Below are 20038 nucleotides of genomic sequence, written 5' to 3'. Positions count from 1 at the left end.
GAATAATCAGATGTCTCGCTCCTTTGACTTTTCTAGTCATGGCAAAAAAGTGCTGGATATTGAAATTCAAGCATTACAAAACATCAGCCGATATATTAATGATAGCTTTAATAAAGCCTGTCAGCTGGTACTCGATTGCCAAGGCAAAGTCATTGTGATGGGAATGGGTAAATCGGGTCATATTGGTAGAAAACTAGCAGCAACACTGGCGAGTACCGGTACACCTGCCTTTTTCGTACATCCTGGTGAAGCAAGCCATGGTGATTTAGGCATGATCAAACAAGAAGATGTTGTGATCGCAATTTCTAACTCTGGCGAAGCAGCTGAAATATTAGCGTTACTGCCTGTTATTAAACGATTGGGAATTCCCATGATCAGCATGACAGGCAAGCCAACATCCAGTATGGCAAAAATGGCAGTTATCAACTTACAGATCACTGTAGATAAAGAAGCTTGCCCATTAAATCTAGCACCAACCTCAAGTACGACAGCAACACTTGTGATGGGTGATGCATTAGCAATTTCAGTTATGGAAGCACGTGGGTTTACTGCTGATGATTTTGCTTTGTCTCATCCAGGAGGAGCACTTGGACGAAAATTATTAATGCGTATCGCGGATGTCATGCATACCGGTAAAATGCTGCCTATTATTGAAGAAACAGCCAGCATTAAAGATGCCTTGCTAGAAATCTCAAAAAAAGGCTTAGGCATGACGGCTATCGTTAATAATAAGCAACAACTTAGCGGGATATTTACCGATGGCGATTTACGCCGTTTACTCGATAACCATATTGATATCCACAATACGAGTATCGGTGATGTGATGTCTTGTAACCCGCAAACCATTTCTCCTCAACTGCTCGCAGCTGAAGGGTTAAAAATAATGGAAGATCGTAAAATCAATGGGTTGCTTGTGACTGAAAACGCTCAACTGGTTGGTGCATTAAACATGCATGATTTATTAAAAGCAGGCGTGATGTAGTAGCATACTCAGTATAACGCGTAACGAATTAGAACAATGAAACATGATAAAGGCTTAAGTCTATGACTTTAAAAAGGCTACTCTATGTACTTCTGGTAATATTTTGTGCATGGTTAGGCTACAACCAACTTGAACAACAGTGGCAACAAGATCATCAAGTAAAACCTGATGACGAAAAGCCGATGTTCATTGGTAACGATATCAGTAATACAACCTTTGACCCCACAGGTATTCGTAGTTATCAAATCGATTCAGATCATCTTGAATACTTTGAAAAAAGTGGTGAGACCGATTTTGTAAAACCTGTATTGTGGGTATTTAAGGAAGGTAAGAATGCAGAATGGCGGATCAGCTCCAATACCGCTATCTTAGATAAAAATAAGGTACTGAATCTTCATGGCAATGTTCGTATGTTTAACTTATTACCCGATTCAGATATCCAAGTGATCAAAACAGATAACTTGCAATTGAATATTGAAACTCAAGATTTTAATACTCAAGACCATGTCATGATTATAGGCCCCGCCTTCCAAAACCAGGGTGAAGGTATGACGGGTAATATGAAACGTAAAGTCGCTAAACTCTTAAAAAATGTGAAAAGTAGATATGAACCGACTGAAAACTAGTGCTCTACTATGCTTATTGTGTGTTAGCACATCGTCTTGGGCATTAAAAAGTGATACTAAACAACCGATTAATATCAGCTCGAATAGCCAAGAACTTGATGTAAAAAATAACATTGCAACCTTTACTGGCAATGTAAGATTACGTCAGGGCACAATTGATATTCATGCTGATAAAGTTGTTGTAACACGCCCAAATAGCAACGCCAAAGAGCAAACTATTGTTGCTTATGGTAACCCTGCCACCTTCCATCAAATTATGGATGATGGTAAGCCTATTGATGGCGAAGCATTAAAAATGCGCTATGACACAAAAACAGAATTTTTGAAAATGACGGATCACGCAGTCTTGATACAAGATGGCAGTGAAATCAAAGGTAATGTCATCACTTATAAGATCGATGAACAACGTTTGGTTGCAAAAAGTGGCGACAAAGAGCGCGTAACTACCGTCATCCAACCAAATCAATTGAACAATAACAAGAAATAAACAGTATCTATGGCTATTCTAAAAGCAGAACACCTCGCAAAAAGCTATAACGGACGTAAAGTTGTTTCTGATGTTAGCCTTGAGGTTGAATCTGGAAAAATCGTCGGTCTATTAGGACCTAACGGGGCAGGTAAAACGACATCGTTTTATATGATTGTAGGTTTAGTTGCACGAGATGAAGGTGTGATCACCATTGATGGTGACGATATTAGCCTACAGCCCATGCATAACCGTTCACGTATGGGTATCGGTTATTTACCTCAAGAAGCATCGATTTTCCGCCGCTTAAGCGTTTATGATAACTTGATGGCGGTACTCCAGACGCGCAAAGAATTAACGAAAGAAGAGCGCCAAGACAAAGCAGAAGATTTATTGGATGAGTTTAACATCCAGCATATCCGTAACAGTCTTGGCCAATCATTATCAGGTGGTGAGCGACGCCGTGTTGAAATTGCACGAGCATTAGCCGCAAACCCTAAATTTATTTTACTTGATGAGCCATTTGCTGGTGTTGACCCCATCTCTGTGATCGACATCAAAAAGATCATTGAACATTTACGTGATCGTGGGCTTGGCGTCTTAATAACAGACCATAATGTAAGGGAAACACTTGATGTCTGTGAGCATGCGTATATCGTAAGTCAAGGACAGTTAATCGCTAACGGTACACCTGAACATGTTCTCAACGATGAGCATGTTAAGCGCGTGTACTTAGGTGACCAATTCCGCTTATAACACATTACATAGGTCTGCTATTGAAGAAAAAGCCACAGCATAAAAATAATAACGACAAGGTATATCTACGTTAATGAAAACTTCGCTCCAGCTTAAGCTAGGCCAACAACTGGCCATGACGCCGCAGCTACAGCAAGCTATTCGCCTGCTGCAGTTATCTACTTTGGATCTCCAACAGGAAATTCAAGAAGCCCTAGATGGAAATCCATTGCTAGAGCTGGAAGAAAATGAAGATCTTTCGACAAACGATGATAAAGCTGCGACAGAATCTTCAACAGACGATGCCTCTGACAATATTGATGATATTGAAAGCTTTGACACCGCCGATGTTATCGATACCAATGAAATGCCAGAAGAACTCCCCGTCGATACGACTTGGGATGATGTTTATAGCGCAGGAACAGGCAGTACGGGCATTGCACTTGACGATGATATTCCTGCCTATCAAGGGGAAACCACGGAATCGTTGCAAGACTACCTAATGTGGCAAGTTCAGCTAACCCCATTTAGTGAAACTGATCTTGCCATTGCAACAGCTATCATTGATGCTGTTGATGAAAAAGGATATTTATCCTGCTCTGCAGAAGATATTCTAGAGAGTTTTGATGATGATGAACTTGAGCTAGATGAAGTTGAAGCGGTATTAAAACGCGTACAACAATTTGACCCTCTCGGTGTCGCTTCTCGTAATTTGCAAGAATGCTTGTTATTGCAACTGGCTACCTACCCAAAAGAGACCCAGTGGCTCACTGAAGCCAAAATGCTACTGTCTGATCATATTGCTCTTTTAGGCAATCGTGATTATCGACAACTGATGCGTGAAACCAAACTAAAAGAAGCCGATTTAAAAGCCGTAATGGCGTTGATCCATTCGCTCGATCCGCGTCCAGGCAATCGTGTTATTCATTCAGACACCGAATATGTGGTACCAGATGTCTCTGTGTTTAAAGATCACGGCAAATGGGTAGTCACTATCAACCCTGACAGCGTGCCACGTATTAAAGTCAATGAACAATATGCAGCATTAAGCAAAAATACCCGTAATAGTGCAGATAGCCAATTTATTCGTACTCATCTGCAAGATGCTAAATGGCTGATCAAAAGTTTAGAAAGTCGAAATGAAACATTACTCAAAGTTGCTCGCTGCATTGTCGAACATCAGCAAGACTTCTTTGAATATGGCGAAGAAGCGATGAAACCCATGGTATTAAATGACATCGCCCTTGCCGTAGAAATGCATGAATCCACCATATCTCGAGTCACAACGCAAAAATATATGCATACACCTCGAGGTATTTTTGAATTGAAATACTTCTTCTCAAGTCATGTCAGTACGGATAATGGTGGCGAATGTTCGTCTACTGCCATCCGCGCACTGGTGAAGAAACTTGTTGCAGCAGAAAACCAAGCGAAGCCATTAAGTGACAGCAAAATTGCGACACTACTAGCCGAGCAAGGCATTATGGTAGCAAGGCGGACTATCGCTAAGTACCGTGAATCCTTAGGTATTCCGCCGTCGAACCAGCGAAAACGTCTGATCTAGATTAACAGGTCAGATCCAACAAAAGGAAGATGTCTATGCAAATCAATATTACAGGGCACCATGTTGATGTAACCGATTCTCTTCGTGAATATGTCACGACCAAGTTTGAAAAACTTGAGCGCTTCTTCGATAAAATAAACAATGTCCAAGTAATACTTAATGTTGAAAAGCTTCAACAGATCGCTGAAGCTACACTACATATTAACGCAGGGGAAATCCACGCAAAAGCGGATTCTGAAAATATGTATGCTGCGATTGATGAATTGACTGATAAACTCGTCCGTCAATTAAACAAACACAAAGATAAGCTCAACAGCCACTAACTATGCAACTTAGTCATGTATTGAGCCTGGACTGCACTAAAAGTGCAGTCCCTTGCTCCAGCAAAAAACGCGCGCTAGAACTCATTAGTGAGATAGCTGCCGCTCATCTCGATCAAAACCCACAGCCACTATTCGAATGTATGCTCAATCGTGAAAAGATGGGGACTACAGGTATTGGTAATGGTATTGCGATCCCTCATGGACGTATCAGTAATAGCGATCAAGCCATTGCCGTATTGATTCAATGCCAAGAACCGATTGATTTTGACGCAATTGATAATCAGCCCGTTGATCTTCTGTTTGCGCTGTTTGTACCAGAAGAGCAATGTAAAGAGCATTTAAAAACGCTTGCAAGCATGGCTGAAAAGCTAGGTAACAAGCAAGTATGTAAACAACTGCGTCATGCAACTAGCGATCAAGAGCTGTATCATATCCTTACCGATGAATCGTGAGCTTTTACTCCATATCCCAATTACCGAGGTAAATAAACCATGATGTTAATGGTTGTAAGTGGCCGTTCTGGTTCAGGAAAATCTGTCGCCTTACGTGTGCTTGAAGATCTCGGCTATTACTGTGTCGATAATCTACCTGTTACTCTACTGCCGCAATTTGTCAAAGACATTGCCCATACTGAGCAAGATATAGCAGTCAGTATTGATGTACGTAACATGCCTCAGCAGCCAGGTGAAATACAGCGTATTCTCAAATCACTTGAGAACGATGTTGATGTTAACGTTGTTTTTCTCGATGCTGATGATAAAGAGTTAGTTAAACGTTATAGCGAAACTCGTCGCTTACATCCTTTATCTCGGCAAAATATGACTCTAGAGCAAGCGATTACCTCTGAAAGTGCCATATTAGGTGATTTAAAAGAGCACGCTGATTTAGTTATCGATACCACAAATAAATCCATTCATGATTTAAGTGAAACCGTTCGTGCTCGCGTATTAGGTCGAGAAGCAAAAGAGCTGATTCTTGTTTTTGAATCATTTGGCTTTAAGCATGGTTTACCTTCAGATGCCGATTATGTATTTGATGTTCGCTTTTTACCCAACCCTCATTGGGTACCTGAACTCAAACCTCAAACAGGGCTAGATCAAGAGGTAAAAGATTTTCTTTCCAGCCAAAGTGAAGTGAATCAACTTAATTACCAAATTCGTAATTTCATCGAAACTTGGCTCCCAATGCTTGAAAAAAACAACCGCAGCTATGTCACGGTAGCCATTGGTTGTACTGGCGGCCAACATCGTTCTGTCTATATTGCACAATCTCTTGCTGACTACTTTGAACACCACGGTCAACAAGTCCAAGTTCGTCACCGCACATTAGAAGAAAAACAATGACTGTCCAACGCGAATTATTTATTAAAAACCGACTCGGCTTACACGCACGCGCGGCAATTAAACTGGTTGAACTAGCACAAAGCTTTACCGCAGTGATCACCGTGAGTAATGCTGATGTATCAGCCACTGCTGACAGTGTCATGGGGCTTTTAATGCTTGATTCTGCACAAGGACAAAAAATCATGGTAAGTGCTGAAGGTTTAGACGAAGTCTCAGCACTTAACGCTATTTCCGCTTTAATTGAAGCCGGATTTGATGAAGAAAATTAAACATTACGTTTAAGACTCAATGCCACTCACTTTTCAATTACACTTTAAATGATTTTCTCATGTGTCATTGACAACTAAATCTGAAATTCTGCTTTAATTATCGCTATTATTAATAACTCTGTAGGCAACTGGTGATAACTTTCCGTTAAATAACCGAGTAATTGTGTATGTGATATATGTGAGAAGGATAAATCTGCTCATTATACGTAAAACATGTGAGACAAAAGCTAGGTGATTACGTTAAAATTCAACTTATTGCGCCATCAAAATATAAGTGGGCCTAATACCTATGGCGGATGTATTAGAACAAGATCAAACCCATCAACGACTCCAAGAAGTTAATACTGCATTAGAAAATGGCATGTTTGTCCATGTTCGCCGACTCCTTCAAGAAATGGAGCCGGAAGATATTGCACATCTGTTGGAAGCCTCTCCTCCGAAAGAACGTCAAGTACTATGGCAACTGACCGATCCTGAAGAGCAAGGTGAAATCCTTGATGAACTATCTGAAGATGTAAAAGATGGTATCGTCTCGCAAATGGAGCCAGAGAAACTGGCTGCTGTGACCGAGGGGATGGAAAGCGATGATGTCGCTTATGTACTGCGTAGTCTTCCTGATGAACGTTATCAAGAAGTACTGGCGCAAATGGATAGCACTGACCGTCATCGTATCGAGAAAGCGCTCGCGTACCCTGAAGATACTGCTGGCGGTATGATGAGTACCGACTTCATCACCATTCGTGGTGATGTTACCGCTGATGTTGTCTTACGTTATTTGCGTATGCGAGGCGAGTTACCTGAAGCGACAGATGCTTTATATGTCGTTGATAGCAACGAAACCTTAATAGGCCATTTATCTCTTGCTACACTAATTACGACACAGCCTGATATTGAAATCAAAGATGTGATGGAAGATGCAGATGAAGCCATTCCTGTCGATATGCCTGACAGTGAAATCGCCAATTTGTTTGAACGTCGTAACTGGGTTTCAGCACCTGTTGTCGATCAAAATAATCTATTACTTGGTCGTATTACTATCGATGACGTGGTCGATCTCATTCGTGAAGAAGCCGAACACTCAATGATGAGTATGGCGGGTATGGACGATGACGAAGATACCTTTGCGCCAGTTTTAAAATCAGCCAAAAGTCGTAGTATTTGGTTAGGTGTTAACGTATTAACAGCACTCGCTGCAGCCTCTGTTTCCAACATGTTTGAAAACACTTTACAACAGATGGCTACTGTTGCTGTATTGATGACTATCGTTCCCTCAATGGGTGGCGTTGCTGGTAACCAAACCGTTGCTCTGGTTATTCGTGGTTTAGCTGTCGGTCACATCGGTGATACCAACACCCGCTGGCTACTAAGTAAAGAGGCCCGTGTTGGTTTAATCAATGGCTTTATATGGGCGTTAATTATCGGTGCGGTTGTCGTTGTTTGGAAAGGCAGTTTAATGCTAGGTGCTATTATGGCCGGCGCAATGCTTGCTAACTTATTTGTTGCCGGTGTTGCGGGTGTATTGATCCCGATTGGATTGAAAAAACTCAAGATCGATCCAGCATTAGCTGGCGGTATGGCATTAACGACATGTACTGATATTGTCGGTTTAATGGTATTCCTTGGTCTTGCGACTATCTTCATTACCCCCTAAAAATAGCCCTTTCCTGTAATATGAATAAATAAAAAAAGCCCGAATCATGTTGATTCGGGCTTTTCGTTTTAATCAATTTAGCAAAAATTACTCACCAGCAATCTTCATTGAATCTAATAACATCGAGCCAGTTAAGATCTGACTGCGAGTTTCAGTATCATTACCAATAGCAACGATATTCTGCATCATATCTTTTAAATTACCGGCAATCGTAATTTCAGACACTGGATATTGAATTTGACCATTCTCAACCCAGAAACCCGCTGCACCACGCGAGTAATCACCCGTTACGATATTCACGCCTTGACCCATTAGCTCTGTGACCAATAAACCTCGATCCATCTTCTTCAGCATTTGCTCAAAAGACTCACCGGTCGATTTCACCATCCAGTTATGGATACCACCCGCATGACCTGTTGGCTGCATATTCATTTTACGGGCAGCGTAGCTGGTCAATAAGTAAGTTTGTAGCACACCGTCGGTAATGATTTCACGGTCATAAGTGGCTAAACCTTCGCTATCAAACGGGGTACTCGCCATACCACGTAAAATATGTGGACGCTCGCTAATACCTAACCACTCAGGGAAAATTTGCTCACCTAACTTATCAACCAAGAAAGAAGATTTACGGTACAGATTAGCACCACTGATCCCCATCACTAAGTGACCAAACAAGCCTGTGGCAATATCCGCTGCAAACATCACAGGCGCTTCACGGGTTGTCAGTTTCTGCGCATCAACACGCCCCACTGTACGCTCAGCTGCATGGCGACCCACACGCTCTGGTGTCCACATCTCAGAGGCTAAACGTGAAGTGGTGTAGCTGTAATCTCGCTCCATCTCACCATTTTTACCTTCCGCTATCACACAACAACTGATGCTGTGACGACTTGAGGCATAACTTGCCAACATGCCGTGGCTGTTTCCATAAACACGGACACCGTAATGGCTATCATAGCTTGCGCCATCACTTTGTTTAATTCGAGGATCATAAGCTAATGCGGCTTCTTCTGCAGCAATAGCAATCGCGGCTGCGCGATCGGGCTCTGGCTCATCTGGATGGAATAAATCCAAATCAGGAATATCACGTGCCATTAATTCTTTCGGACCTGGCCCTGCAAAAGGATCTTCTGAAGTGTAATTAGCAATATCCAGTGCGGCTGCTACTGTCTGAGCAATTGCTGATTCACTTAAATCAGAAGTTGATGCGCTGCCTTTGCGATTTCCGCGATAAACAGTGATCCCTAATGCGCCATCACTATTAAATTCAACATTCTCAACATCACACATACGTGTAGAGACACTGATCCCTGTTGTTTTGTTAATGGCTACTTCGGCGGCATCCGCTTGTTTACCGGCGACTTCCAGTGCTTTCGCAACCGCAGCTTCCAGTTCAACACGCTGCTGGGCTACCTGTTCTCTTACGTCCATACAATCACTTAAGGTTAGAGTTTTGCTTATTGGTTATAGAATAATGTAATTTACGCCCAAAATCGTTATTAAACTGATAAAATAGAGCTATTGATAGTGTTAGTGAGCCCATTATGAGCCGTAAAAACAAGAAAGCCCCTTGGGATGAAGAAGAAGAAATCATCTGGGTAAGTAAATCCGAGATGAAACGCGACATGGATGCGCTACAAAAAATTGGTGAAGAGTTAGTTGAATTAACACCTAATGCACTCGCTAAGATGCCTCTTGATGACGAAATGATGAATGCAATTAAAGACGCTCAGCGCTTTAATAAAGAAGCACGTCGTCGTCAACTTCAATATATCGGTAAGCAAATGCGCTTTATCGACATTGAACCAATCCAAGCGGCACTCGATAAATTACGTAATAAGCACTCTCAGCATACTGTTGCGCTGAAAAAGCTTGAGCTAAAACGGGATAAGTTAATCGAAAATGGCGATAGCATGATCAATGCTATCTTGGTCGATCACCCAGATGCTGATCGCCAACATTTACGCCAGCTTGTTCGCCAAGCAACAAAAGAAAAATCACAAGAGAAGCCAGGTAAGGCTTACCGTGAAATTTTCCAATACTTAAAATCTTTATACCTAGCAGACTAAGTGATCACTCACCTCTTTTCGTTGTGATAAAGTAAAAATAAAAAAAGCCAGCAGGAATTATTCATGCTGGCTTTTTCTTTATCAAATAGACGTGCGAGAAGATTTACTCAGTGCCGCCTACTGTCATTGAATCAATTTTCAGGGTTGGCTGACCAACACCCACAGGTACACTTTGTCCCGCTTTACCACACACACCCACACCACGGTCGATATCTAAGTCATTACCAACCATAGAAACTTGCTGCATCGCTTCAATACCGCTACCAATTAAAGTTGCGCCTTTAATTGGACGAGTGATCTTACCGTTTTCAATTAAGTAAGCTTCTGATGCAGAGAATACAAATTTCCCCGATGTGATATCAACCTGACCACCACCGAAGTTAGGGGCATAGATGCCTTTCTTCACGCTGGAAATAATTTCTTCTGGTGTATGTTCACCAGGCAGCATGTAAGTGTTTGTCATGCGAGGCATAGGTAAATGCGCATATGACTCACGACGACCATTACCAGTAGGCGCTACGCCCATTAGACGTGCGTTAAGCTTATCTTGCATGTAGCCTTTTAGCTTACCGCCTTCCACCAGCACATTGTATTGTGAAGGTGTACCTTCATCATCAATGTTAATAGAGCCTCGACGATCAACCAGTGTACCGTCATCGACAATGGTACATAACGGTGATGTGACTTGCTCACCTAACTGACCAGAGAACATCGATGAACCTTTACGGTTAAAGTCGCCTTCAAGGCCATGGCCGACAGCTTCGTGTAACAACACGCCAGGCCAACCCGCTCCTAAAACCACCGGCATGGTACCTGCAGGGGCTGCCTCTGCTTCTAGGTTAATCAATGCTTGGCGGATAGCTTCATCAGCAAAATACAATGCTTGGCTTTTACCATCGGTTTCAGTTAAGAACATTTCATAACCGTAACGACCACCGCCACCCGCACTACCACGCTCACGTTTATCGCCTTTTTCAACCAGAACACTGATTGATAAACGAACAAGCGGGCGAATATCTGCCGCATAAGTGCCATCAAGCGCGGCAACTAACACCTCTTCATAGACACCATTGATGCTAACCGACACTTCCGTGACTAATGGCTCTTTAGTACGAATATAACGATCAATTTCTTCCAGTAATGCAATTTTTTGGAATTTATCAAGACTACCTAATGGATTAATAGGGGCATAAATACCTGATGGTGTTAGTGGGCTGAAAGTTTGTACTTTGCCACTTCCCCCTTGGCGCACAATACCACGTGCCGCTTTGGCACTTTGCGTTAGTGCCAATAGGTTTATTTGATCAGAATATGCAAAACCTGTTTTCTCGCCAGCAACCGCACGTACACCTACACCACGATCGATATTAAACGAACCATCTTTAATAATACTGTCTTCCAGTACTAACGACTCATGCCAGCAAGATTGGAAATAAATATCGGCATAATCCACATCTCTTGCTGCAATTAGCCCAAGGATATTATGCAGTTCATCACGGCCAAGACCTGATTGGTCTAGCATGGTATTTTCTACGGTGTTAAGGGTCATTAATTTGCTCTTAAATTATTTAGCGCGGTTGAACATAAAATTTAGTATGTTCAGCAACAGGCATGTTGGCGCGGATCTTCTCAGATAATTGTAAATCAATATTGGCAGTCAGAACACCGGTGCCTTGCTGCTGACAGGCAACAATTTGCCCCCAAGGATCAATAATCATTGAGTGGCCCCATGTTTCTCGCCCTTCATTATGCTCGCCCCATTGTGCAGCGGCAATCACCCAACACTGAGTTTCAATAGCACGAGCTCGTAATAATACTTCCCAATGCGCTTTACCTGTTAACTTAGTAAACGCTGCGGGCACAACAATAATATCAGCACCTTGTGCGCGTAATGCACTATATTGCAATGGAAATCTTACATCATAGCAAATCGACATCCCGATATTGCCATACGGTGTTTTTACGACTTTAAGCTCATCACCCGCTTTAAAAGTATCAGACTCTCGATAGCTACGGTGTTTATCGGCAACATCGACATCGAACATATGCAGCTTATTATAATGTTCTTGGAGTTGGCCTTTATCGTTATATAACAAGCTGGTTGATGTGATTGAACCATCGGGTTGTAAGATAGGCATTGAGCCCAGTAAAAGCCAAATGCCTAACTTTTCAGTTAATGCTGATAATTCTTTTTGAAATGGGCCGTCATTGAGAGGTTCAGCCCATTTCTGGTAATCTGCTTTACTACCAAAAACTAAGGTATTTTCAGGAGTAACAACCAATTTAGCCCCTTGTAGCTGAAGCCCTTTCACTTTCTTTTTTAATTTAGTGAGATTATGTTCAGGATCGGCTCCCGAATTCATTTGTACTAAACCAATCTTCGCCATGACCTTCTCCCTGGGCCTATACACTTGTTATACTCAACATATAACGTATTTATTACTATCTCTTTGTTGTACCACTGATAAAAATTAACGCAACCCATTCATTTAGCTTACTCATCAGGCACAGTATACTCACCAGATAAGCGTGAGCGCTCTACAACGTTCGGAGCTTCAATCGAACCCGTTACTTGATAATTAACCTGAGTGATCACATCTAACACGGGTGATAACACCGTTGAAATAGCTAACACATATAACGCTGTTTGTGGCGCAACAGCAAAAGCGGTTAAAACAGGTAAGCCCGAGGTAAAGTCAGGAATAAACTTCACATTTGCATCGACCTTTTCATCCACCAGATCAACCTTACCTTTAATGTACATATCACCGGCTAATGCTTGCATCTTGATATCGTTACTATAAAAGGTGCCTTGCTTAATTGTTCCTGTTCCTTTGATATAGTTAAACGCTAAGCCATTATCAAATACCCCCGAGAAATCGAGCTGCATTTTTCGAATAATAGAATCTAAACTAAACAGGCCAAGCAATCGTCCTGCGCCAAATGCGCCACTGACTAGCCCTTTGCCAATATCTGTTTTCACCTTGCCATTTAATGTTCGGCGATCCATCGCCCAAGGTGATCCTTGCCATGCGGCTGAAATACTCGTATCAAACGATGCATCTTGCACGCCACCTTCAATACCAAAGCGACCTAATAAATCGGAGCTATTGTCACCTTTCACCATGAAACTTAACGCCGAATGATTACGGTTATCTTTAAAATACCAACGTCCATTAGCATCTAATTTGATATTACCAGCATTAATATTGAACGTTTTCAACGTTAATTGATTTGAGGACTTCTCAAGTACAGCATTGACTTGCCCTAATCGATAACCCTGTAGCCATGCATCCGATATCGTAAGTTTAATAGCAGGGATCGCAGCCATTACCTTACGATCTAGCGCTGTGACTATCGGAGATAATAGAAAAGGCGCTTTTTTAGTAATATCAGCTTGCTGCTGAGTAACTGACTTTTTATCTAATTGTGGAAAGTTAAGATGAAGGGATTTAAAGATCGCATTCACTGTATTTTTCTGATCCCAAGTAATATAGCCTTCAGCTTGTCGGCTCTCTAATTTCGCGGACCACTGATGACCATGTTTGACATGCAAATTAACATCATTCCACACTAACCCGCCCAAGGTTAACTGCTTAACTTTTGCCTCTATCTTGCTTGGAATCGGCCATACAATCCCCTCATTACCATGGCTTTTATTGGTGTTTGATTGTTGCCACTTATTCGCAAAAGCGATCCACGAATCAACATTGAATGCCTTAGTATCGATATTCACCACATGTCCAATACCTAATGATGACTGAATCTCTTTTTTACCAATCATCAAATCACTGGCTGCTAATTGTGGTTTTCCATCAATAAGGTTCACACGTGCTTGATAAGCCGCATCAGGCATCTGAAGTTGCCCATTAAAGCTTTGTGCATTGCCATCAACATTCACCGTCATAAACTGCGATTGATTGAGCTTAGGTTGATAAGATAACGGATAGGGTAAATCACTCTTAATGTGGGTAAGAGGTAATAGACTTTTTACTTTGTAAGTAAAATAATCACCTTCTAAATCTACCTGGACATTTGTTTTCCAATCACTGGTTCCTGAAAGATAATGCAATAACTGTTTAGGAATATAAGGCTGCAATCGAGCGACTTGCCAATCACCAGCCACATCAACATTTACTCGATAATGATTGTTTGCAACATTATTACCCGTAAATCCAAGCCTAATCGGTTGATCAAATAATTTACCGCTTAAGTCTTCAGCCCTAATTTTGGCATTATCAAAGGTTAAACTACCGTAAGTATTATCAACAGTCAGAGCTGGTGTTCGTAAATCGATACGATTATTTTTAAAAAACACCTGACCTTTCGCATCCACATCACTGCCGTCAAAAGGTATATCAAGGGTTAATTTAGCTGTAACAGGCCCATTCACCCTCACTGTTTGTAATGCGCTCCCTACAGAATCGGCTAATGGCGTTTTCAGCATGTACTCTGTAACATCTTTTCCACTAGCGGCAAGATCAAATGCTAGTTTCAAATGCCCATCAGGGGCTAATTTTGCCCCACCAACCACATTAGAGCCAACGGCTGATAACGTTTTTACATGACTGGCATCAATCGTCATACGATCATTTTTAAAGCCTAAATTAAGATTGAGATCTGTTAATAATGGCCAATCAGGATCAAACTGAAATTTTGCTTTTTTCAGTGGGACTTTAACTTCAAAGACACCATCATGATTAGGATAAGGAAATGTGTTTAAAGGACCAAACCAGAGCAGTTCAGCGTCTTTCACCGTACCGCCTTTTATCGCGGTAGCTAGATAATGGGTTAATTTATTACCAAGCGCTGGTCGAGGTAAATAACGCCATGTTTGCCCAGCATCTTTAACCGACGCTTCACCATAAAAAGCCAACCATGCAGGCGATTTTTGATAAAAATCGAGTCTAAATTGCCCTTTTGCATTGAGATCTGGGGTGGCCACACTCAGTTTATCACTCCATAAACTGGTGCCTTGATTATCATGTTTCCAATATGCATCAATCGTCGCGTCATTGATGTTTAATGGTTTCGGAAAAACCTTACCATAAGGCAGAGCATCATCATCGACTCGAATTTTCACTGCACCTTGTGTTGTATCACCAGCAATATGCGCATTTAGCTTATTAATACCAGGTAGTAACTGCCACTGTTTAAATGCTAAATCATCAAGATTTAATGAAAAATGGATCGGCTTATCTTGCTCGCCAGCAACCCGAATTTTTGTCACCAGCCCTGTCGGTTGTAACGCAGTGATCGCTTCCGTAATACTATTCGACTTGGGTAAAAAAGATCGCAATGGTAGTAATCGATCTAATTTGATATTGGTCAGTGCGGCTTTCCAATTTACAGGCTGCCATTGCTTATTAAGTGAAAATTGCGCTGCGATATCAAATTTAGGCCACGATATCTTATCGGTAGCTATATCAAATTGCTCGGTATCAATACGCCATACGCGTTGCTGTTTATCGAAGGTGGGCTTTAGCGCAACAACGCCACCGTTAATAACAATTTGGTGTGATTTATGTTGGGTCGTCCAATCAATATGACTTTTGGCAAGTTGGATCATCGCTGAACTTATCGTGCCTTGATCTAACGATAACCACGCTTGCATACTCAATTTACTGTCTGAAATATCAGCGACACCGGTAAATTTTTTATTTAACCATGGTGTGACCGAAATGTTTTTTCCTTTGAGATATAGCGTTCCATTCACACTAGACAAACCACCTTGTTCGGTAATGTCTGCTTTTACTTCAACTTGGCCTAATGGACTATTAATCAATCCAACGGAACCTTGAGCAAAATGATGCCCTCCCTCATTGCGCCAGTTAAGTTGTGTAACCGCTAGATGTAATGCTTTACCTGAAGGAGAAGGAACGGTAACCGTCGCGTTTTTTAATGTCACATTATCAATACGCGTGAAAAAAAATTGCTCTAACCGTTTAACAAAAGAAATATCAGAAGAGGGTTTCGAAGCACGACGTGGAAGTTGTGTAATATCTAAATCGAATTGCTCAATTTGGACATGTTTAAAGATGGGTCTAAATGTCAGCACTGACTGCCAGAAATCTAAATAGATCTCGGCTTGCCCAACCTTCACTAATGGTGCTGAATGATTATTTTCAGCCACCGATAATTGGTTAAATTTTATTTCGGGCCCCGATTGTAGCCAGCGCCCATCAATATTTTCTACCGATATTTGGGTATGTGTTTGCTGAGAAAGCCACTGCGCTATTGGCTGACGATAATGGTCAAGGTGAGGAAGAGAAAAGCGGAGAGTACTGATCAAAATAGCCAATGTTACTGCAACAATAACCACTAACCACAATACACCACGTAAGGTTTTTGCCACCATACGGTTCACTGACTCTTCCCCATTGGTATCATTACATCATTACCACATCGAACTGCTCTTGGTTATACAGCGGCTCAGGCTTTATTTTTACTTGTTTACCAATAAAGACCTCAAGCTCAGCTAATGCATGCGATTCATCTCCCATAAGGGCCTCACCCACCGCGGATGAAACATACACGATAAATCGATCAGCATCGTAAGCACGATTGACTCGGGTTATTTCTCGCAATACCTCATAGCAAACACTTTCAACTGTTTTCACCGTACCACGACCATCACAAGATGGACACGTGCCACACAACACATGTTCAATACTTTCACGCGTACGTTTACGCGTCATTTCAACCAAGCCTAATTGCGTAAAGCCATTAATATTGGTTTTCACTCGATCATAAGAAAGTGCTTGCTCAAGCGCTTGTAAAACGCGTTGTTGGTGTTCTTCTGAAATCATATCGATAAAATCAATAATGATAATGCCGCCTAAATTACGTAACCGTAATTGGCGTGCGATAGCTTTCGTTGCTTCAATGTTGGTATTAAAAATAGTCTCGTCGAGATTTCTTCGCCCAACAAACGCACCAGTATTAATATCAACCGTGGTCATCGCTTCTGTTTGATCGATGATCAAATACCCGCCAGACTTCATTTCAACTTTACGATCTAAGGAACGTTGAATTTCAGACTCGGTATCATAGAGATCAAAGATAGGCTGCTGACCTGAATAATATTCAATATTATCTGTCACTTCAGGTACGAACTCATCTGTAAACTCTTTTAATTTATCAAATGCTTGGCGTGAGTCGACTTTGATATTATCAATTTCAGTACCAACAAAATCACGTAAGATACGTTGTGCAAGTCCTAGCTCACCATACAACATCGAACGTGGCTTATACTTAGCACGACGCTCTAATACTTTACGCCACAAGTGCTTTAAAAAAGCAGCATCTTGAGCGACTTCATCAGTATTCGCCCCTTCTGCAGCCGTTCGAATAATAAAGCCGCCTAAATCATCACAATGCTGTAAAACCGCTTTTTTCAAACGATCACGCTCTTTCTCACTTTCAATCCGCTGAGATACACCAACATGGCTTGCTCCCGGCATGAAAACAAGGTAACGAGACGGTAAGGTAATATCAGTCGTTAACCGCGCACCTTTAGTTCCCAGAGGATCTTTCACCACCTGTACGACAATGTCTTGCCCTTGACGAACCAGCTCTGAAATGTCGCGCACCTGAAATTGTTTTTTCTCATTTTCAGCCACACATTCCGTGTGGGGAACAATATCTGAAGCATGTAAAAATGCAGCTTTATCTAACCCAATATCGACAAATGCCGCCTGCATACCAGGAAGTACGCGACTTACTCGCCCTTTGTAAATATTTCCGACGATACCGCGTTTCGATTCACGTTCAATGTGGATCTCTTGCAATACGCCATGTTCAATCATTGCGACACGGGTTTCACTCGGCGTCACATTGATCAGCAGCTCAGTGCTCATGGTTGCCTCTACTTATAACTTTAAAAAATCTTGTAACAGGATGTCGGTTTCCACTAGCGGTAACCCCATCACTGCATAAAAACTGCCATCGATACGTTCAACGAATTTGCCACCTAAGCCTTGGATGCCATAACTGCCCGCTTTATCTTGTGGCTCTCCACTTTGCCAATATTTTTTGATTTCGTTATCTGACAAAGGCTTAAACCACACTTGCGTGATCACTAGCTTAGTTTCAATCCTTTCTTTCGTTGCGACTGTCACTGCGGTCATCACTTGATGTTGACGACCAGACAGCATTTTCAGCATACGCGCTGCATCATTAAAATCGACAGGTTTTTCTAATATTTGCTGATCAGCCACAACAATTGTGTCCGATCCTAAAACAGGTAAATCAGCCGGCGCTGCTTTTAGTCCAGCTAAGGCTTTATCGCGCGATAAACGCTGAACATAATTTTCAGGGCTTTCGCCTACTTGGTGGCATTCTTCGACATCTACCACAACACGTTCAAACTGATAGCCTAACTGATTTAATAACTCCATTCGACGAGGCGAACCTGAAGCAAGATATAATTGAATAGCAGCCATGATACACCTCAAACTTACATTTATACTTTAAAAACATTTAATTATAAATAAGGGGAAGACCAATTGGCTTCCCCTTTATGCTATTGCGATTAACGAATCGAAAATTTACGACGTATACGCCGTAATAATAAGAACAACCATGGCCATAATATAAAGTTTAATACGACAGCCCATAATTGTTGTGGCTCAAAAGTTACATTTGAGACTAAGTATTCAGCCCAGTATTCAATAAGCTTACCGGCTAATGATAACAGCGCGAAGACAATCGCTTGTTGTCCTAATGACAGGTTACGAAGTACTCTAAAATTTAAAGCAACAATGTAAGCAATCACCGACATCATTAAGCCGCGGACACCTAACGTAGATCCTAAAATCAAATCCCACAATAAGCCGATAATTAAAGCAGTTCCCACGTTAACACGATGTGGTAAGGCTAATACCCAATAACAAGTAACCAGTAAAACCCATGAAGGTCGAAACGGTTCCAACATTCCGGGCCAAGGAGCTGCTTGCAGCACCAGCGCAAAAACGAATGACAACCAAATCCAAATTCGGCCATGTGCTTGGCTAGTTGGCATTATTCACCTCACTGCTCGGCTTTTTGTTCTCAATAGGTGCTGTTGGTTTTACACCATTTGCTGGTACAGCAACTGCAGGAGAAATGGTTGAAACCGCACTTGAAGGCGCAATCGATTTTGTGGCTGACGTTTCTGCCGCTTTCATTCTATCGGTTGGCCAGACTAATAATAAGTAACGTAATCGGTCAAATTGCACGGTTGGTTTAGCGATAATTTGTGCAAATGGGCGTTTATTGTCAAAAGAGAACTCAGTTACACGTGCAACCGGATATCCTTCAGGATAGCGACCACCGAGCCCAGAGCTCACCAATAAATCACCTACACGAATATCCGTGCTGCTTGGGACATGCTCAAGTTGAAGCTCATTACTCTTTCCAGTTCCTGTTGCAATAACACGAATGTCGTTACGCACAACTTGTACTGGAATAGCATTCGTCGGATCAATCAGTAATAAAACACGACTATTATGCGCGCCAACATAGGAGATCTGCCCAACAATACCTTTATCATTAATAACAGGCTGGCCTTCATATACTCCATCAACACGCCCTTTATCAATCATCACTTGATGACTATAAGGATCAGAGTCGACCGCCATCACTTCGGCGATCATTTTACGCTCACCACGAACAAACGGTGAACCTAATAAATTTCTTAAACGCTGATTTTCTTGCTGTAATTGATCAAGCAATAAAACATTACTTTTCATCACCAACAAATCACGCTTCAACGCTTTATTCTCAACTAATAATTGCTGATGAGAACTCATTTGACCATTAAGGCCATCAAGTAATTCACGCGGTAAATTAGCCGCATACTGAAGCGGAGCGATTGCTGAGTTCAAAAAATAACGAACATTGGCAAAAGCATCAAGACGACTATCGGCTAGCATAAGGCTAGCCGATAGTAATATGGCAAGAAACAGGCGTAATTGCAGAGAGGGTCCTCTGCCAAAGATAGGTTTCATCTAACGCTATAACCTGTTTTA

At 41.8% G+C, this 20038-nt stretch carries 19 protein-coding genes; 11 read left to right on the top strand and 8 right to left on the bottom strand.

Annotation, left to right across the window (positions count from 1 at the left end; all coding sequences use genetic code 11):
- Nucleotides 1-10: 10 nt before the first annotated feature.
- The 10 genes from C9J38_RS07355 to mgtE all read left to right on the top strand — a co-directional run bounded on the left by C9J38_RS07355 (nucleotide 11) and on the right by mgtE (nucleotide 7959).
- Nucleotides 11-982, top strand: a complete 972-nt coding sequence (locus C9J38_RS07355; protein ID WP_107206533.1) for a KpsF/GutQ family sugar-phosphate isomerase — start codon at nucleotides 11-13, stop codon at nucleotides 980-982.
- Nucleotides 983-1044: 62 nt separating this feature from the next.
- A complete protein-coding gene (gene lptC / locus C9J38_RS07350; protein ID WP_107206532.1) occupies nucleotides 1045-1608 on the top strand; it encodes an LPS export ABC transporter periplasmic protein LptC in 564 nt (187 codons plus the stop codon).
- Entirely contained in the window at nucleotides 1589-2095 is a 507-nt protein-coding gene (gene lptA / locus C9J38_RS07345) for a lipopolysaccharide transport periplasmic protein LptA (protein WP_107206531.1), read from the top strand. The genes lptC and lptA overlap by 20 nt, the downstream gene beginning before the upstream one ends.
- A gap of 9 nt (nucleotides 2096-2104) precedes the next feature.
- Complete coding sequence (gene lptB / locus C9J38_RS07340) at nucleotides 2105-2830, top strand: LPS export ABC transporter ATP-binding protein (protein WP_005371141.1); 726 nt, start codon at nucleotides 2105-2107, stop codon at nucleotides 2828-2830.
- A 73-nt stretch (nucleotides 2831-2903) separates the two neighbouring features.
- Nucleotides 2904-4373 carry an RNA polymerase factor sigma-54 gene (locus C9J38_RS07335; RefSeq protein WP_107206530.1) on the top strand — a complete coding sequence of 490 codons (1470 nt, stop codon included), beginning with the start codon at nucleotides 2904-2906 and terminating at the stop codon, nucleotides 4371-4373.
- Between the two features lie 35 nt (nucleotides 4374-4408).
- Nucleotides 4409-4696, top strand: coding sequence for a ribosome hibernation promoting factor (gene hpf, locus C9J38_RS07330; RefSeq protein WP_005371137.1), 288 nt, complete (start codon nucleotides 4409-4411; stop codon nucleotides 4694-4696).
- A 2-nt stretch (nucleotides 4697-4698) separates the two neighbouring features.
- Nucleotides 4699-5148 carry a PTS IIA-like nitrogen regulatory protein PtsN gene (gene ptsN / locus C9J38_RS07325; protein ID WP_107206529.1) on the top strand — a complete coding sequence of 150 codons (450 nt, stop codon included), beginning with the start codon at nucleotides 4699-4701 and terminating at the stop codon, nucleotides 5146-5148.
- Between the two features lie 39 nt (nucleotides 5149-5187).
- The gene (gene rapZ, locus C9J38_RS07320) at nucleotides 5188-6039 is read left to right on the top strand and encodes an RNase adapter RapZ (protein WP_107206528.1); all 852 of its coding nucleotides are present in this window, start codon (nucleotides 5188-5190) and stop codon (nucleotides 6037-6039) included.
- Nucleotides 6036-6308, top strand: coding sequence for an HPr family phosphocarrier protein (locus C9J38_RS07315; protein ID WP_107206527.1), 273 nt, complete (start codon nucleotides 6036-6038; stop codon nucleotides 6306-6308). The genes rapZ and C9J38_RS07315 overlap by 4 nt, the downstream gene beginning before the upstream one ends.
- A gap of 289 nt (nucleotides 6309-6597) precedes the next feature.
- On the top strand, nucleotides 6598-7959 hold the full coding sequence (gene mgtE, locus C9J38_RS07310) for a magnesium transporter (protein WP_107206526.1): 1362 nt from the start codon (nucleotides 6598-6600) through the stop codon (nucleotides 7957-7959).
- Between the two features lie 87 nt (nucleotides 7960-8046).
- Here the strand turns inward: mgtE and pmbA are convergent, their stop codons facing one another.
- A complete protein-coding gene (gene pmbA, locus C9J38_RS07305) occupies nucleotides 8047-9390 on the bottom strand; it encodes a metalloprotease PmbA (RefSeq protein WP_105061026.1) in 1344 nt (447 codons plus the stop codon).
- Between the two features lie 113 nt (nucleotides 9391-9503).
- Here pmbA and yjgA point away from each other — a divergent pair, with 113 nt between their 5' ends.
- Complete coding sequence (gene yjgA, locus C9J38_RS07300) at nucleotides 9504-10028, top strand: ribosome biogenesis factor YjgA (RefSeq protein ID WP_107206525.1); 525 nt, start codon at nucleotides 9504-9506, stop codon at nucleotides 10026-10028.
- A 103-nt stretch (nucleotides 10029-10131) separates the two neighbouring features.
- Here yjgA and tldD read toward each other — a convergent pair whose 3' ends face one another.
- The 7 genes from tldD to mreC all read right to left on the bottom strand — a co-directional run bounded on the left by tldD (nucleotide 10132) and on the right by mreC (nucleotide 20017).
- A complete protein-coding gene (tldD, locus tag C9J38_RS07295) occupies nucleotides 10132-11577 on the bottom strand; it encodes a metalloprotease TldD (protein ID WP_107206524.1) in 1446 nt (481 codons plus the stop codon).
- 19 nt (nucleotides 11578-11596) lie between these two features.
- On the bottom strand, nucleotides 11597-12415 hold the full coding sequence (locus C9J38_RS07290) for a carbon-nitrogen hydrolase family protein (protein WP_107206523.1): 819 nt from the start codon (nucleotides 12413-12415) through the stop codon (nucleotides 11597-11599).
- Nucleotides 12416-12522: 107 nt separating this feature from the next.
- Nucleotides 12523-16386 carry a YhdP family protein gene (locus tag C9J38_RS07285; RefSeq protein WP_233218482.1) on the bottom strand — a complete coding sequence of 1288 codons (3864 nt, stop codon included), beginning with the start codon at nucleotides 16384-16386 and terminating at the stop codon, nucleotides 12523-12525.
- A 31-nt stretch (nucleotides 16387-16417) separates the two neighbouring features.
- The gene (gene rng, locus C9J38_RS07280) at nucleotides 16418-17887 is read right to left on the bottom strand and encodes a ribonuclease G (RefSeq protein WP_005371112.1); all 1470 of its coding nucleotides are present in this window, start codon (nucleotides 17885-17887) and stop codon (nucleotides 16418-16420) included.
- A 12-nt stretch (nucleotides 17888-17899) separates the two neighbouring features.
- Nucleotides 17900-18472, bottom strand: a complete 573-nt coding sequence (locus tag C9J38_RS07275; protein WP_107206521.1) for a nucleoside triphosphate pyrophosphatase — start codon at nucleotides 18470-18472, stop codon at nucleotides 17900-17902.
- Between the two features lie 89 nt (nucleotides 18473-18561).
- Nucleotides 18562-19050: a rod shape-determining protein MreD gene (gene mreD / locus C9J38_RS07270; RefSeq protein WP_107206520.1), complete on the bottom strand. Its 489-nt coding sequence runs from the start codon at nucleotides 19048-19050 to the stop codon at nucleotides 18562-18564.
- Entirely contained in the window at nucleotides 19040-20017 is a 978-nt protein-coding gene (mreC, locus tag C9J38_RS07265; RefSeq protein ID WP_107206519.1) for a rod shape-determining protein MreC, read from the bottom strand. The genes mreD and mreC overlap by 11 nt, the downstream gene beginning before the upstream one ends.
- Nucleotides 20018-20038: the final 21 nt, after the last annotated feature.

Origin of the sequence: Photobacterium sp. GB-210 (genome assembly GCF_003026075.1) — a bacterium.
GTDB lineage: Bacteria > Pseudomonadota > Gammaproteobacteria > Enterobacterales > Vibrionaceae > Photobacterium.
This window is presented reverse-complemented; position numbering and strand designations above follow the sequence as displayed.